This is a genomic window from Subtercola boreus, from assembly GCF_003399635.1.
Classification (GTDB): Bacteria; Actinomycetota; Actinomycetes; order Actinomycetales; family Microbacteriaceae; genus Subtercola; species Subtercola boreus_B.
In genome coordinates this window covers 1-15,848 of sequence record NZ_NBXB01000033.1, presented here as the reverse complement: position 1 = coordinate 15,848, position 15,848 = coordinate 1, and the positions used below count along the sequence as shown (strand labels likewise).

The following is a 15,848-nucleotide window of genomic DNA, read 5'->3' as shown; positions in this document are numbered from 1 at the left end:
ATAAACCGGCAAAAGACTTAGAGGAGATCCACGCATGCCAACCGGCAAGGTAAAGTTCTACGACGAAGAGAAGGGCTTCGGTTTCATCAGTTCCGACGATGGCCAAGAAGTCTTCCTGCACGCGTCAGCCCTGCCCGCCGGCGCGACCGTCAAAGCGGGTACGAAGCTCGAATTCGGCATCGCCGACGGAAAGCGCGGAGTGCAGGCGCTCTCGGTGCGGGTGCTCGAAGCTCCGCCGAGCATGGTGAAGCTGAGCCGCAAGCCGGCCGACGACATGGCCGTCATCGTCGAAGACCTCGTGAAGGTCCTGGACGGTATCGGCACCAACCTGAAGCGCGGCCGGTACCCCGAGGCCAGCCACAGCCGCAAGATCGCTGCGCTGCTGCGCAAGGTCGCCGACGAGCTGGACGCCTGAGGTTGACCGGGAACGAGTTCTCCGACGAACAGGGTGACCTGACAGTCGAGATCGCCCCCGAGGCGGATCCGGTTCTCCTCGGTGCGCTCGAGCAGGCGAGGGCGGCGCTGGCCGAGATCACACCCGCCGAGACCATCGGCGAGTTCATCGGCCACGAGGTCGAGGGCGAGCACGTGCTGAGCCTCTTCTTCGCTTCGAAGCTCGCGGGTTACCCGGACTGGCACTGGACCGCCACCCTCGCGCGGAGCAGCGACTCCGCTGAACCGTCGGTGTTGGAGGTCGAACTGCTACCGGGTGAGGCCTCTGTGCTTTCGCCAGCCTGGGTGCCGTGGGCCGACCGGCTCACGTCGGATCCGCTGATCGACGACTCGGAGAGCGAGTTCGACGAGGACGAAGACGATGACGATGATGTAGACGGGCCGGAGGACGGTGCGGCGGGTGACTATGCCGACGACGAGTCCGACGACGACGATGACGGCGAGTCCGACGACGACGAATCTGAGGACGACGATGTCGACGGCCCAGACGACGACCTCGACGACGACCCCTCGGCGATCGGTCGCGACCGGGATCGCGACGGAATCGACATCGACATCATCGCAGAGGAGGGGCTCGACGCCCCGGGCTTCGGGAGCAGCACCGCTGACGACCACGCCAGCGACGAGCGCACTGGCGACTACCGCACCGTCGACGCGCACGCCGCCGCGGCGCCGGTACCCGATCCTCGGCCCCTGATCCTGTCGGATGACACGGGCATCGACCCCGACGCCGGAGTGGCCTTCGACGCCACCGACGACTTCACAGACGCCGGCGACATCGAACACCTCGAGGGCCAGGAGCGCCCGGAGTAGCCAGCGGACGCTCCCGGAATAGCCTCTGGGAGCCCCCGGAAGGACTAGAGAGCTTCGACCACGTATTCGATGCAGCCGATAAGGGATCGCACGTCATCCGGTTCGACAGAGACGAACGTGGCGACGCGGAGCTGGTTGCGGCCGAGCTTCCGATAGGGCTCGGTGTCGACGATCCCGTTCTGGCGGAGCACCTTCGCGATGGCGGCCGCATCGATCTTCTCGTCGAAGTCGATGGTCGCGACCACCTGCGAGCGGTGTTCGGGATCCAGCACGAACGGGGTGGCGTAGCTCGAGGCGTTGGCCCAGTCGTAGACGGCGGAGGTCGACTCCTTCGTGCGGTCGGACGCCCAGGTGAGACCGCCGTTTCCGTTGATCCACGAGACCTGGTTGTCGAGCAGCAGCAGCGTGGCCAGCGCGGGCGTGTTCAGCGTCTGGTTCAGGCGTGAGTTGTCGATCGCGTTCTTCAGGCTGAGGAACTCGGGGATGTAGCGCCCCGATGCGGCGATCTGCTCGACCCGCTCGATCGCGGCGGGGGAGAAGAGGCCGAACCAGATCCCGCCGTCCGAGGCGAAGTTCTTCTGCGGGGCGAAGTAGTAGACGTCGGCTTCAGCGGCTTCGAAATCGATCCCGCCGGCGGCGCTCGTCGCATCGATCACGGTGAGGGCGCCCGCATCGCCGTGCACCCGGGTGATCGGGGCCATCACGCCGGTGCTGGTCTCGTTGTGGGGCCAGGCATAGACGTCGACACCCTCGACGATCTCGACCTCGCCACGCGAACCCGCTGGGGCAGAGACGATGTGCGGCTTCTGCAGCCACGGCGCACCGGCTGCTGCCGCGAACTTGGAGCTGAACTCGCCGAAGGTCAGATTCTCGCTGCGGTTCAGGATGAGCCCGAACGCCGCGGCGTCCCAGAAGGCCGTCGAACCACCGTTGCCCAGCACCACCTCGTAGCCCTCGGGAACACGGAAGAGATCGGCCAGCCCGGAGCGCACCGAGCCGACGAGATCCTTCACCGGGGCCTGGCGGTGGGAGGTGCCGAGAATAGATGCTCCGCGAGCCGAGAGGTCGGCGAGCTGCTCCGTTCTGATCTTCGACGGGCCGCTTCCGAAGCGACCATCGGCGGGCAGGAGGGAGCGGGGAATCTCTATCGTTGGCATGAACCGAAGTCTACTGAAGCGGGGTGCACCGCCCACATCGCCGCCCAGTAGTCTTGTAGCCTGCGTGCGCGATAAGCAAGGAGCGGCCGTTGGCGGATTTGATCGACACCACTGAGATGTACCTCAGAACCATTCTCGAGCTTGAAGAAGAGAACATCACCCCCCTGCGGGCGCGCATTTCGGAGCGCCTCGGCCACTCCGGTCCGACCGTCTCGCAGACCGTCGGGCGCATGGAACGTGACGGGCTCGTCGTAGTCTCCACCGACCGTCACCTCGAGCTCACTGTTCCGGGCAGGCGGAAGGCCATCCATGTCATGCGCAAGCACCGGCTCGCCGAGCGCCTGCTCAGCGATGTCATCGGGCTCGACTGGGAGTTCGTGCACGAGGAGGCATGCCGCTGGGAGCATGTGATGAGCGAGCAGGTGGAGCGCCGCATCCTCGAGATGCTCGACCACCCCACCGAGTCGCCCTACGGGAACCCCATTCCCGGCCTCGAGGAGCTCGGCGACACCGAGGCCATCCCCTTCACCCGCGGAGTCGTCAACATCGTCACCCTTGTCCACGGTGCCGTGGGCGCGCAGACCAAGACCATCCGGCGTCTCGGTGAGCCGGCCCAGGTCGACCCCGAACTGCTGCTGCAGCTCAAGCAGGCCGGCGTCGTTCCCGGAAACACTGCGGCGTTTTCGGCCGCGGGTTCGTACGTGCTCGTCGAGGTGGAAGGCTTCAGCCAGGGGCTGGAGCTGCCCAACGAGGTTGCGAGCCACATCTTCGTGGGCATCTGAGACTAGTTCGCAAGGGTCAATCTTCGTTACCAATTTGTTGCAATTGAATGTTTCAAGGTGACAAAGCCGAGCCTCTCCCGTACCATCGGACGAGTCCAAGGGGCAGAGAACCAGCCTCTGGTACGACGAAGACAACCAATCAAAGACACAGACAAACCCGAAGTTCCGCCGCTCTCTCACGTAGGAGAAAGGGCTGGGAACCGGGGCTGCGACCCTGACCGCAGCGTGCCGGAGGAAATAATCTTGCCCCTTTCGAGCGAAATGCAAGACTCACCCGAGTCGAAGCGGAACCCGAAGAACCTGACCCGAGCCAGGGTCTCCCATGCAAAACCCCGCAAGACGCTCAAGGTCACGAAGCGCGGCATTGCCAGCACCGTGGTCATGACGGCCGCGGCCGGGCTGATCGCCACAATGGCGCTCCCCGCCTACGCTTTCAGCACCGCTGGCGCGTTCGACCCGAGCTCATCGGCGACGTCGATGCAGACCGGCCAGCAGACCCTCGCGGTCGATGCGGCCGCTGTCGATTCGACCGTGAGCCGCGACACCTACGTCGCGCCCAGCAAGGACGACCTCGCCGCAGCCAAAGCGAAGGTAGAGGCCGAGGCGGCAGCCGCCGCAGCGAAGGCCGCTGCACTCCAGGTCGCCACGGTGGCGAGCACCTCGGTGACGTCGAAGGCCAGCACATCGTCGCAGAGCACCTCGGTGACGTCGAAGGCCAGCACATCGTCGCAGAGCGGTCTCGTGGTGAACCCGCCGTCGGGCCCCTACAGTGGTGAAGCTGTGGTCGCCTTCGCCCAGCAGTTCGTCGGTGTCGTTCCCTACGGTGCCGGTGCGAGCCCCGACACGAGCTTCGGATGCGACGGCCTCACCCAGTACGTCTTCGGGCAGTTCGGCATCAAGCTGCCGCGCACCGTCAGCAACCAGGCGGCGATGGGCACGCGTATCTCCGCCGCCGACGCCCAGGCCGGCGACCTGATGGTCTACCCGATCGGCCACATCGGCATCTACGCTGGCGACGGCACGATGATCGACTCGCCCGACTGGGGCCGCTATGTCGAACACCGACCCGTCTGGGGCAGCTACTACTTCGTGCGGCTGGGAATCTAAGCCCGTCCATGTCAGAGGTTCCATCGACGAGGCGTGCACGCCGTGAGCACGAGCGCCTGCTGAGCGAGCGCGCGGATGGTGGGCGGGCGACCGAGATCCCGCCGGGGATCGTTGCTCACCTCACCGGCGCGCGGCCGGTCGTTCCGATCGTTCCGGCTCAGGTCCTCGAGCACCTGGCGCCCGCTCGGGTTGCCGACGTGCCTGTGAATCCGGCGCCAGCAGCAGAAGCCGTACCCGTCGGCCGTCCCCTCCCGGCGGTCCGCACCGTCTCGCCTGCCCGGCCGCTGCTCGGAAAGCCCGGCAGGTCGCGCCCGTCGAAGAAGCGCCGTGTTGCGAACATCGCCGTCATGACGGCGGCATTCGGCCTGATTGCCACCATGGCGTTGCCGGCGTACGCGTTCTCCACGTCGGGAGCGTTCAGCCCCGTCTCGGACGCCGCTCCGTTCGGGGCCGGACAGCAGAGCATCCAGAGCAGTGCCGACCAGGCCGCGCTGGCTGTGACCCGCGACGACTACCAGGCTCCGACGCAGGAAGAGCTGAAGGCGCAGCAGCTGGCTGCCGCTGCTGCGGCCCAGGCCGCCTCACAGGCTGCGGCGCTCAAACTCTCCTCCAGCACCGCGATCACGGCGGCGGCCTACCCCTCGACCGTCGCTCCTGCGGTGCAGGCGCTCGCCCAGCAGCTGATGGATGCCGTCGCGTCGGGAAAGCTCGTCGGCTCCCGGCCCGATCACATCAAGGAGATCGGGTACCTCGCGTCCGGCCAGGTCGTCGATGGCTGCGGTGTCGACATCCGCGTGCTCCAGACCATCAAGGTCGCGGTCGACAACTTCTCGAAGGTCGGGGTCAGCGACATCAACCGGCTCTGCACCGGCCAGATCGAGGGTGCCGGCACCAATTCGCCGCACTATCGGTCGGGCGGCGGTCACGCCGTCGACTTCTACATCCTGAACGGCCACAGCCTGACCGGAGGTGATTCGGATTCGATGAAGCTGCTCAGGCTGCTCGACCCGCTGGTACCGCCGAACACCAACGTCGGACAGAGCGGCTGCCGGTCATCCGGTTCCGGCTTCGTGAATCTCTCCGAGTTCAGTGACTCCTGCAGCCACCTGCATGTCGACTTCATCAGTGCCCGAGGCTCGACGCTCAGCTAGTGGCGGGCCTTGCCCGTGTGAACACTCCGTTACGAATTGCTGATGCTCGTGACCAGAGCGTAGGGTTTCCGGCCAGAGTTTGTTAGCCTTCTCGCACTGATATTCCTCGATCCATCGGGAGAGTTCGTGAATCAGGCAGGCAGCATCCCCACCACGGGTGACGTCCTGCGCGGCGTGCGAATACTCACCAGCTTCCACATAACACGCGTTCTGCTGCGTGGTAAGGCGTTGTCGTCATGACAACGCCTTTTTTTGTGCCCGCTCGCCTGGCGACTGAGCGGAATATCAGCACCATGGAATCCCTGGTAGCCGACCAGGGGTCTCGAAAGGGAGAAAATGCGAACGCTGGTACTGAACGCGGGCTACGAACCGCTGGGTGTTGTGTCATTCCGACGGGCGCTGGTGCTCGTCATGAACGACAAGGCCAAGATCGTCGAGAGCGATGAGGGCTCGCCAGTCTGGGCGTCGTCCGGTGCGTATGAACGACCGTCGGTCATACTTTTGACCCGGTATGTGAAAGTCCCGAGTTCGCGCCAGGTGCCCGTCAGCCGCCGCGGCGTTCTGCGCCGTGACAACCAGCGCTGCGCCTACTGCGGCAAATCGGCGACCACGATCGACCACATCCAGCCGAGGTCGCGGGGAGGCAAGGACACCTGGGAGAACCTGGTGGCGTGTTGCCTCCGCTGCAACAACCTCAAGAGCGACCGCACCCCGGCAGAGATGGGCTGGTCGCTCCGAGGGGGCCAGCCGCGCATGCCGCACCACGCCGGATGGTTCGTGCGCGGGGTCGAGCGGGCCGAGCCCGAGTGGGAGGGCTACCTGCAGCCCGCCGCCTGAGCTGCGACGGGGCCTAGACGATGCGGATGAAGATGTAGCTGCCCCAGAGACCGGGGTTGTGTGTCACGTAGCGGCCCCAGTCGGGGGAGTGGATGACTCCGCCGTGGCCGTCGTAGATGCCGACGTGCGCGTTCGGCCAGACAACCAGGTCGCCCGCCCGGACCTGGGAGGAGGAGACGCGCACGCCCATGGCTGTCTGGGCGCTCACGAGGCGGGGCAGCTTGACACCGAAGTGGCCATAGACCCACTGCGTGAGGCCGTCGCAGCCGAAGCTGTCGTTGGGGTTCGCGCCCCAGCCGTAGGGCACCACACCGACGTACTGCTGGGCGTAGGCGACGACGGCGTTGCCGTCGAAGGGCTGGCTGGGGGAGTCGACAATCGGCGCGGGTTTGGGGGCCGGTGCGGGCGAGCTTCCGCCCGTGCTCCCGCCGCCGTTGGAACCACCCGAGGAGCCACCGCCCGAGTTGCCCGATCCCTGATTCGACGCGGCTGCCGCAGCTGCCGCCGCTGCGTCCGAAGCCGCCTGTGCGTCGGCCGCAGCCTGGGCCGCGGCGCGTGCCTGTTCCTCAGCCAGCTTCCGCTGTTGTTCGGCTACCACTCCGGCGTTGTACTGCGCCTCGGTGGTGATCGCGTTGCTGGTGAGCGCGGCCAGCTGCACCGTCATCTCGTCCTGGTGGGCCTCCTGCTCGAGCAGCGCGGCCTTCAGCCCCTGTTGCGCGTTCACGGCGTCTGCGAGCGACGTTGCGGCCGCATCCGCGAGCGTTGTGAGCGCCTTCTCGGCATCATCGGCCTGTGCGCTGAGCGAGGAGGCGTTGTTCCCATCCTGCGTCGCGGCCTCGAACACCTTCTTCGAGGTGTCTCCGAGCTTCGACATGGCGCCGAGCTGGTAGAGCAGGTTGTCGCTCTTCTCGCCGGAGACCAGCAGCTTCATCGACAGGTCTGTTCCGGCCGAGCGGGCGAACTGGGCGGTCAGGGCCGCCGCCTGCTTGCGCGACGTCTCCGCCTTGGCGGTCGCGTCGGCGGCCTGGGTGCGGAGCTGCTGGGCTTTCAACTGGCCGTCGGCGAGGGCGGTCTGGGCGGCCTCGTTCGCGGCCCAGGCGGCGTCGGCCACGGCCTGGGCTGCCGCGATCTGGCCCTGCAGCCCGGAGATGAGCCCCTGCAGGCGACCGATCTCGGCCTGCTTCGACGATTCGTTGGCCCGGGCTGCGACGACATCGTTCCAGCTCGGGTAGTTGTCGGCGTAGACCGGTGAGCCGCCGGTGATGGTCGCGGTCACGGCCAGGGCGGCGACGGCGAGCGACACCACGAGGGTTCTCCACGGAGCGCGGCGGGGAACGGCGCGGCGGGGGGATGGCGACATGGATCCTCGAGACTGTTCACGTTTGTCACAACAGTCACTCGAGTAACACGAGTCACAGCCATAACACCAACAACAGCGTCCACAGTAGCAACACGCCGTCGTGTTGCCTATAGTTTGCTGGATTGCACTCGGAATTCCCGGCGCGTCGCTCGCCCAGATCTGCGCCTTCGGGTGTAGCCGAGGCGGCTAGAAGTCGTCGACGTGCAGGTGGTCGCAGGTGTCGTAGAAGTCCGAGAAGTTCTTCAGGCCCGGTTCGCTGCCCGCCGACGTGCGGCAGTTTCGCTGCCCGAGACCCGATCCGTAGGGCATGATCGGGTCGAGCGTCTTGATCAGATTGATCGATGCATTGTTCGAGCCGTTCAGCCCGACACCGCCGACCGCAATGAAGTCGACCGCGTGGCCGCCTCCGTTGCGGTAGTGGGCCGATGCCGTGCCGGCGCCCTCGATCTGCCCCGTGCAGCGGCGGCTGATGTCGCTCACCGCGGCGCTCCCGAAGGCACGCACCGCCGTCACCATGGCCTGCAGGATGACGGTGTCGATGCCGCAGTTCGGCACCGACCTGCCCGCAGCGATGTACGAGATCTCGAAGATGTGGTCGGGGTAGGACCCGCGGAACTGGCCGCTTGCGACATAGTCCATGAGCTCCTGGGCGAGCGCCTGCTGGTCGTCCGACACGGGCCCGACGCTGACGCCCTGGTTGGCTGCCCGTGCTGCGGCAGCTGCTGCGGCTTGGGCCCTGGCGGCGGCGGCCCGCGCCTCCACGCCCGCCTGGTACTGGGCTTCGGTGGTTGCGACATTGCTCTGCAGGGAGGCGAGCTGGGCGTTCAGCACCTCCTGGTGCGCGCTCTGTTCATTGAGCGCGGCGATCAGGTCGCGCTGGGCGGCCGCGGCCTGCTCGAGCGCGGCCTGCGCTGCCGCGGCGAGGCCGGCCAGGGCATCCTTTGCGACCTGCGCCTGCGCGCTGACCGAGGCCGCTGTGTTCGCGTCTTGCTTGGCCTGGTCGTAGATGCCCGAGATCGTCTCGCTCAGCTTGCCCATCGAGCTCAGCTGGGAGAGCAGGTCGCTGGCCTCGCTCGAGTTGCTGCCGAGCAGGAGGCTCGTGATGTTCTGGCTGCCCGCCGACCGGGCGAACGTCGCCGCGATCAGCGCTGCCTGCCTGCTCGACGTGTCGGCTTTCGTCTGCCAGGTCGAGGCGCTGGCCGCCAGGGAGTCCGCCTTGCTCTGGCCCGCAGCCAGGGCGGCTTGCGCGGCCTCGTCTTCGGCGCTCCGCTGTTCGACGAGAGCCTGCGCGGCGGCGGCCTTCTGCTGCAGGTCGCTGATGATCGCATTGATGCGGTCGACCTCGGCCGCCTTGGCGCTCTCGCTGCTCCGGGCCGCCTGAACGTCGTCCCACGAGGGATAGTCGTCGGCGAACGCCGCAGTGGTCGGCCCGAGGATGGTGCTGCCGATGGCGAGAGCGGAGACAATGATGCCCGTGGCGATCATCCGGAACCTGCTCGGGCGCATGCCGCTCGGGCGTGTGCCATACAGACGGGCGCGATCGGTCTCTGCAGTGCCGCGGAGGGCGGGGTGTGACGGAGTGTTCATGGATCCTCGGGCGCTCGGGCACCCCTAGGGGCACGTCCACGCTCCTTGTCTAACATCGCCGGTGCGCAGTTGGATGCTGCCCCTCCGGTGATTCACCAACCCGAACGATTGCTGTGCGCCTGCTTTGGCGCCTCGCCGCTGCAGCCGCCTGGCGCTGGAGGCTGTAAACTCGTGCGGTCAGCCTCTGTAGCTCAATGGAAGAGCAAGTCCGTCCTAAGGATTAGGTTGGGGGTTCGAGTCCCTCCAGGGGCACTGCTGATTGCAACCTATTGCACAGTGTAAATGTAGATAAATACCTGATCAGAGCATGTTTATGATGGTGCGCACTAGCGATCCGTGCTGCGGCGCAATGGTGCGCATTAGCGAGTGTTGCACGTATGCAAGTACAGAATGCAAACCCCGCTGCAGTACCTATCAGAAGTTGCGTTTGAGGATGCGGAGCACCGTCGTGTGCGCGACACCGTAGCGTCGCGCAAGCAGACGCGCGCTCTGACCTTGTCGATGCAAACGGCGTGCCGACTTGGGATGCACGTGCAGACGGTCCGTGCCCGACTGCGCGACACAGGTGTGCACCTGCAAGTATCACGGGCTGCACTCGCTCCCGCCGAGCAGGATGCTGCTGCGATTTCGGCCTGAGTGGAGCCATTGCAGTAGGCGACCACTATCTGCAGTTGCAGTACGAGCTGCTGCATGTCTAGGGACGTATCAACGGTCTCGGGGTCTGTCGGGCGCGGTCGTTTCCTTTTGGGTTTCGACGCCGACCGGACTGGTGTTGGTTTCTGGGGGTGCCGTTCCTCCTTGGCGGATGCCCGTGACCATTGGCCTGTGTACTCGAGGTGTTGAATGAGCGCTGCGACGCGCAACCTACCTTTGGACAGTTCGTTATTCACGACATCAACTCTTGCCGAGCGCACATACTCACACGAGCATCTCTACTATGCATCGAACTTCTGGCGCCGAGCGCGGCTGAAGACAGCCTGCGTCAGCCGAGACATTTGAAGCGCCCTGGGGCTGATGGAGACTCGCGCTATTTGATTCCCGCCAGCTGATTGCCGGGCGTTTGGTCAGCATAGAAGATCTGCTCTAACTTGACGGGTGGGATATCGCCGAGGTAGCCGTGGAGGCGTTGGGTGTTGTGCCGGTGCACCCAGCCGAGGGTCGCAAGCTCGAGGTCCTCGACCGTCCGCCAGGGTCCTGGTCGTGCGGGTCCGCGGACGAGTTCTGTCTTGTAGTAGCCGTTCACCGTCTCGGCCAGGGCATTGTCGTAGCTGTCACCGACCGTTCCGATCGAGGGTGTTGCGCCGATCTCGGCGAGTCGTTCGCCGTAGCGAATTGACGTGAATTGAGACCCGGCGTCGCTGTGACACCGGAGGTCGGCGTGGTGAGCGTCGCGACCCCACCTCGCCATCTCGATCGTGTCGAGGACCATCTCGGTGCGCATGTGTGACGCGCATCTCCACCCCACGATCATCCGCGAGTAGGCGTCGATGATGAAGCAGACATACGCGACGCCAGCCCAGGTCGGCACGAACGTCAGATCAGTCACCCAGAGCCGATTCGGGGCGGTCGCGGTGAACTCCCGCTCCACCAGATCCGGGTGACGCGCAGCGGCAGGATCAGGGCGTGTCGTCTTGATGCGCTTCGACCGTGTTGCCCCTTCGATTCCGGCTGCGCGCATCAGCCGACCCGTCTGGTCTCGACCGATGTCGATCCCGGCGCGGCGGGCGGCCTTCCAGAGCTTGCGGACCCCGTAAACGCAATAGTTCGCGTTCCAGAGCATGACCAGCTCCGGGATGAGTACCGCGTCGCTGACCGCGCGGGCCGAGGGAACCCGATCCTTGGCGGCGTAATAGGTGCTCGGAGCCACGTGCAGCAACGCGCAGATGGGCTCGACTCCGAGCGGGCGACCCTCGACGACTTCGTTTTTGTTCGCGTCGATGAACGCAACTACTTCCGGTGTTGGCGGTCGAGCTCCGCCCCCAAGAAACTCGCAGCCCGCTTCAAAATCTCATTGGCCCGACGCAACTCGCGAACCTCCTGCTCCAACTCCCGCATCCGGCGGGCTTCGGCGGTGCTCACGCCGGCGACGTGACCGTCGTCAACATCGGCTTGCTTGACCCACATCCGCACCGACTCGACGCCGTATCCGAGCTGCGTCGCGACTCGATGAACCGTCCCGTGCTCAGTCCCGAGTTCCGCCCGCAACGTCCGCACCATCCGGACCGCGGCAGCCTTCTCCTCCGGTGAATACCGACGCGCCGTCGGCTTCCCAGATCCCTGATTCGACACCATGACTCCATCCTCGTTTCCAAGGTCAGGAGCCTCCAACAAACCCAGGGCGCTTCACTGCGACGCATGGGTCGGAGTTTATCGGTGGGGTCGGACATCATGTCGGAGCATGGATGTAACCGGGCGACGGTATCCTTGTGCTATGCATTTCAACCGGAAGTGCGTTGAGGGGATGCGCAACCCAGTTCGGATCGTGTGAGGTTTCGCCACGGCCCCAATCGGAGCACAGCGGCGTGGAAAGCGAGACCGGAAAGATGCAGGGTGCGAACCGTCTCACCGTCGAAGAACTTCGCGACATCGTTCAAGATGCAAACCTGAACTTCCTCCTAGGAGCCGGGGCGTCAGCGGATCTGCTTAAACCGCTCGGAGCGGTCGAAGACTGGCTCACGCAGCTTTCGCGAGACGAAGCGACTGCGAGAAGCAGACTAGATCGCGTAAGGGCTTCCGTATATGCGTACTTTTTTGAAGGTGTCATCGCTCCGAACCAGAACATCCTCGCAGAGGACTCAGATGCAGACGCAGTGCTGCAGTCCTATAGAAAATTCCTCCGGACTGTAAACACGCTCCTTGTCCGCCGCCGGAGTTCGATTCTCGATAAGCAGGTCAATCTCTTCACAACCAATGTGGACGTCGCTGTCGAGGTGGCGGCAGAGGAGCTGCAACTGGAACTCAACGATGGATTCTCAGGGCGATACCTACCTCTGTTCAGTACCAGCAATTTCGGCACGGTCAAGTCACGGCGCAGTCTTCAGTACGACAACCTCTCTGAGGTTCCCACTTTCAATCTGCTGAAGCTCCATGGTTCGACTAGCTGGGCTACTCGAGCCATCGACTCTGGCGGCGAGTCAAAGAACATCATCACCTTTGACTCGGACAGGGAACGCATCGAAGCGATCGAGGAGGAGCTCACCAACGCGACCGAAGCCCTCTACGAAATCGACAGAGCCACCGACATCGACATCCTCCTGACCGCCACGAGCGACCCCGATGATGACTATGACGAGGCCACGCTGGCCGACTTCATGACGGCCTATGAAGAGCTTGCGATCGTCAACCCCAACAAGGACAAGTTTAGCGTCACCGTGCTGAATCAGAACTACTACGATCTGCTCCGACTCTTTTCGAACAGCCTAGAGAAGGAGAACAGCGTCCTGTTCATCATCGGATTCTCGTGTCGAGACGAACATATCCGAGAGCTCATCATCAGGGCAGCCCGAACCAACCCGACTCTTCAGGTCATCGTGTTCGCCTACCTCCCTGGCGAAGTGCAAGCGTTGAAAGACCGACTCGACGCCGATCTCGCGTCGAACGGCAACATACTTGTCGTTGGCCCTCCGGAAACAGACGACGAAGCCGAACAAGACAAGTACAGCCTGCGCCGGATCACTGAGATCTTCTTCGAGCCCCTGCTGCCCAAACCTCCTCGTAGGCCCGACAGCGTCGTGGATGTTCGCCTAAAGCTCGCTCAACCGCTGGAGCTTGACGGCGATGAGTAGCGCTACCGATGCACAAGAGCTATCGGTATTCAAAATCGGCAGCGTCGTCGAAGTCAGCGGCCGGAGCGTTCGCATCCGCGTAGACAAGTCGAAAAACGGCTCCCACCTCCTCTATCAAGGCAAGATCCTCAGAAACGTTTCGGTAGGTGGATACGTCAAGATCGCAAAGGGATTCTACGACATCATCGCCAAAGTCGACGGTGAAGCCGTCTCCGAAGACACCGAGGCTCGTTCGACCTACGGGAGCAAACGATCACATGTCGAGCGGATACTGACAGTTAGCCTGCTCGGCTTCTTCGACAGAAAAGGCAAGTTCCAACGAGGTGTGCGCGAACTGCCCCTCATCAACAACGATTGCTTCCTCCTCACGCAGGAAGAGTTCGACGAAATACACAGCTTCGTCAGCGCCGACGATGCCGCGCTCACCATTGGAACGCTTGCCATGGAGAAGGGTCAAAACGTCAACATAGGCGTCGACGCCGTCTTCGCCAGCCACATCGGAATCTTCGGCAACACTGGGAGCGGCAAGTCGTACACGCTCGCGACGATCTACCACCAGCTTTTCGAGCTCTACAAGGACTCCGCAGAGTTCAAACAGAACGCCGAGTTCGTACTCATCGATTTCAACGGCGAGTACGTCAATAGCACCGAGGTGACCGACGACAACCGATCCACGTCCGTTATTACAGATAGCAGTTTGAAGCGCGAGTACATACTCTCGACGCGAGGCAATGGAAAAGATCGCCTTCCCATATCCAAGAGGACGGCTGAAGATCCTGTCTTCTGGACGGTCCTCTTGGACGCGTCGGAGAAGACACAGGCCCCCTTCATCCAGAGAACCCTTGAAAGCACCTTCTGGGACGACAAGCTCGAAGACGATGACGCACTCAAACACGAGATCGCATACATCGTCCACAATGCCATCAAGAACGGAGACTCCGCCCAGGATCGGGCGTCGATTAACCACTTCCTCAAGGAGGTAGCGCTCGCACTCGGCAAGAAGGCCCCTCAAGAGCTGACGGACTACATCGACCATTTACACGCGAAGCTCGGCTACCACAATGTGGGGAGGACTTTCTACTACCGCGATGACCAGAGAGGGGACGTTTACGCGAACGTCCCCAATAACGACGACTTCTTCCGAGAACTCACATTCACCCGGATCAAGAACCTGGATCTTCAGTTCGGCCTAGTGAAACACTTGAACCGCATCCGGTTCAAACTGATCATCCAGTACTACAGCGACATTTTCCGAGGCTTCGCAAACCGAGAACACCTTGGGCCTGTCATCAAGCGCCTCGAAACCCGGATGCCAGCCATCAGAAAACTGCTCAAGGTCTCCGAGAAGGGTCTGATCCATAAGCCTCTGACCGTAATCTCTCTGCGCGACGTCAATCTCGACATGAAGAAGGTCATCCCTCTACTGCCGTGCCGCCAGCTCTACGATCGCAAGAAGAAGAAATCAGACAACGGCAAGTTTCTCAATATCATCATCGACGAAGCACACAACATCCTTTCCACAACCTCAGCAAGAGAGAGCGAAAGCTGGAAGGACTACCGCCTCGAGACATTCGAGGAAATCGTGAAGGAGGGACGAAAGTTTGGGGTGTTCCTCACGATTGCGAGCCAGCGACCGCACGACATCTCAGACACGATCGTCTCCCAACTTCATAACTACTTCCTGCATCGCCTCGTGAACAACCTCGACATTCATGCCATCGAGAAGGCGGTGTCTTATCTCGATAAGGTCTCCTTCGAATCCCTACCGATCTTGCCCACAGGCACTTGCATCCTGTCAGGCGTATCGGCCCAGGTCCCCGTGGTCGTAGGTGTCTCGGCGCTAGCCCCGCCCTTCGAGCCGAACAGCAAGACCATGACATTGAACGACAAATGGCAGCCGGTTGATGGTTAGGGAGAGCCCAGGTATAGAAATTGAGTGGAGTCTGCCTGCCGGCTAGTACCGAGGTCAGATGACATTCGAGCGCGCTCTCGCGAAGTAAAGCCGACGCGTGAATCCTCGCCTGCGAAGATACCGGCCTATCGTGCCCCGCGCCACCTGGAAGAGCGCGCCGGCCCCCGCAAGAGTGAGCCCGGACCGATATATCTCGGGAGCACGCACAGCCTGCTCTGACCGAGGGGGTCTGCCAGGGGTCTGCCCAGGGTTTGGTTGTCATCTGATCTGTGAGATTTCATTCTCGCTGGAAGGATGTCAGTTATGGCAAAGGCATATCCGAAAGAGTTCCGTGATGACGTCGTGGCGGTGGCCCGGAAGGGCCAGGGCCAGTCGGCGCAGATTGCGAGGGACTTCGGGATCTCCGAGGGCACGTTATCGAACTGGCTGAAACGAGCCGATATAGAGGACGGCAACCGTCCAGGCGCTACCGACGCGGATCGTAAAGAGCTGCGCGAGGCGAACAAACGGATCCGGTTGCTCGAGCAGGAGAACGAGGTTCTGCGTCGGGCGGCCGCGTATTTGTCGCAGGCGAACCTGCCGGGAAAATAGTCTTCCCGCTCGTCCGCGAAATGGCCGCGACCGGCGCCCCTGTCAGGGTTCCGGTCAAGGTGGCGTGCAGGGTCCTGAAGCTCTCAACTCAGGGGTATTACAAATGGTTGCGGGATCCGGTCTCCCAACGGGACTGGGACGACGCGCATGTCATCGACGTGATGCGGCAGATCCACGAAAACGATTCGACGTTGGGTTACCGGTTCCTCGCGGACGAGCTCGCTGATGCCGGGATCGCTGCGAGCGAAAACCGGGTATGGCGCCTCGCCAGGATCGCCCGGTTGCAGGCCTCGCACCACCGACGACGCGGGAA

General features: G+C 63.3%; 15 protein-coding genes and 1 tRNA gene. 11 read left to right on the top strand and 5 right to left on the bottom strand.

All coding sequences use genetic code 11. The features are described from left to right. The first annotated feature begins 34 nt into the window (after window positions 1-34). Window positions 35-415 (top strand): cold-shock protein, encoded by a 381-nt coding sequence (locus B7R22_RS11820; protein ID WP_116411947.1) that lies wholly within the window; start codon window positions 35-37, stop codon window positions 413-415. A 2-nt stretch (window positions 416-417) separates the two neighbouring features. Continuing rightward, window positions 418-1,266, top strand: coding sequence for a DUF3027 domain-containing protein (locus B7R22_RS11815; protein ID WP_172582346.1), 849 nt, complete (start codon window positions 418-420; stop codon window positions 1,264-1,266). Window positions 1,267-1,310: 44 nt separating this feature from the next. On the opposite strand, the gene serC is transcribed toward B7R22_RS11815, so the two are convergent. Then, on the bottom strand, window positions 1,311-2,423 hold the full coding sequence (serC, locus tag B7R22_RS11810) for a phosphoserine transaminase (RefSeq protein WP_116411945.1): 1,113 nt from the start codon (window positions 2,421-2,423) through the stop codon (window positions 1,311-1,313). Window positions 2,424-2,512: 89 nt separating this feature from the next. Here serC and B7R22_RS11805 point away from each other — a divergent pair, with 89 nt between their 5' ends. The 4 genes from B7R22_RS11805 to B7R22_RS11790 all read left to right on the top strand — a co-directional run bounded on the left by B7R22_RS11805 (window position 2,513) and on the right by B7R22_RS11790 (window position 6,300). After that, the gene (locus tag B7R22_RS11805) at window positions 2,513-3,205 is read left to right on the top strand and encodes a metal-dependent transcriptional regulator (RefSeq protein WP_116411944.1); all 693 of its coding nucleotides are present in this window, start codon (window positions 2,513-2,515) and stop codon (window positions 3,203-3,205) included. 261 nt (window positions 3,206-3,466) lie between these two features. Beyond that, the gene (locus tag B7R22_RS11800) at window positions 3,467-4,312 is read left to right on the top strand and encodes a C40 family peptidase (protein WP_116411943.1); all 846 of its coding nucleotides are present in this window, start codon (window positions 3,467-3,469) and stop codon (window positions 4,310-4,312) included. Between the two features lie 8 nt (window positions 4,313-4,320). Next, complete coding sequence (locus B7R22_RS11795) at window positions 4,321-5,463, top strand: hypothetical protein (RefSeq protein ID WP_116411942.1); 1,143 nt, start codon at window positions 4,321-4,323, stop codon at window positions 5,461-5,463. Window positions 5,464-5,799: 336 nt separating this feature from the next. Next, entirely contained in the window at window positions 5,800-6,300 is a 501-nt protein-coding gene (locus B7R22_RS11790) for an HNH endonuclease (RefSeq protein ID WP_116411941.1), read from the top strand. A gap of 13 nt (window positions 6,301-6,313) precedes the next feature. Here the strand turns inward: B7R22_RS11790 and B7R22_RS11785 are convergent, their stop codons facing one another. Both B7R22_RS11785 and B7R22_RS11780 read right to left on the bottom strand, forming a co-directional pair. After that, window positions 6,314-7,660: a C40 family peptidase gene (locus tag B7R22_RS11785; RefSeq protein WP_116411940.1), complete on the bottom strand. Its 1,347-nt coding sequence runs from the start codon at window positions 7,658-7,660 to the stop codon at window positions 6,314-6,316. 186 nt (window positions 7,661-7,846) lie between these two features. Continuing rightward, complete coding sequence (locus B7R22_RS11780) at window positions 7,847-9,247, bottom strand: coiled-coil domain-containing protein (RefSeq protein ID WP_116411939.1); 1,401 nt, start codon at window positions 9,245-9,247, stop codon at window positions 7,847-7,849. Window positions 9,248-9,427: 180 nt separating this feature from the next. Here B7R22_RS11780 and B7R22_RS11775 point away from each other — a divergent pair. Then, a tRNA-Arg gene (locus B7R22_RS11775) sits at window positions 9,428-9,499 on the top strand. A 162-nt stretch (window positions 9,500-9,661) separates the two neighbouring features. Here the strand turns inward: B7R22_RS11775 and B7R22_RS20250 are convergent. Together B7R22_RS20250 and B7R22_RS11765 are read right to left on the bottom strand one after the other, a co-directional pair. Continuing rightward, entirely contained in the window at window positions 9,662-9,778 is a 117-nt protein-coding gene (locus tag B7R22_RS20250; protein WP_367379193.1) for a helix-turn-helix domain-containing protein, read from the bottom strand. A 496-nt stretch (window positions 9,779-10,274) separates the two neighbouring features. After that, a protein-coding gene (locus B7R22_RS11765; protein ID WP_253259042.1) for an IS3 family transposase occupies window positions 10,275-11,539 on the bottom strand; the annotation gives its coding sequence in 2 pieces (ribosomal slippage) (window positions 10,275-11,227 and window positions 11,227-11,539; 1,266 coding nt in all). Between the two features lie 230 nt (window positions 11,540-11,769). Between B7R22_RS11765 and B7R22_RS11760 the strand changes: the two genes are divergently transcribed. From B7R22_RS11760 to B7R22_RS11745, 4 genes are all read left to right on the top strand, one after another. Then, a complete protein-coding gene (locus B7R22_RS11760) occupies window positions 11,770-13,032 on the top strand; it encodes an SIR2 family protein (protein ID WP_116411937.1) in 1,263 nt (420 codons plus the stop codon). After that, window positions 13,025-14,944 (top strand): ATP-binding protein, encoded by a 1,920-nt coding sequence (locus tag B7R22_RS11755; RefSeq protein WP_116411936.1) that lies wholly within the window; start codon window positions 13,025-13,027, stop codon window positions 14,942-14,944. The genes B7R22_RS11760 and B7R22_RS11755 overlap by 8 nt, the downstream gene beginning before the upstream one ends. Window positions 14,945-15,247: 303 nt before the next feature. Continuing rightward, the gene (locus B7R22_RS11750; RefSeq protein ID WP_172582344.1) at window positions 15,248-15,535 is read left to right on the top strand and encodes a transposase; all 288 of its coding nucleotides are present in this window, start codon (window positions 15,248-15,250) and stop codon (window positions 15,533-15,535) included. Between the two features lie 20 nt (window positions 15,536-15,555). After that, on the top strand, window positions 15,556-15,848 hold a 293-nt coding region (locus B7R22_RS11745; RefSeq protein ID WP_147305365.1), incomplete at its 3' end, for an IS3 family transposase.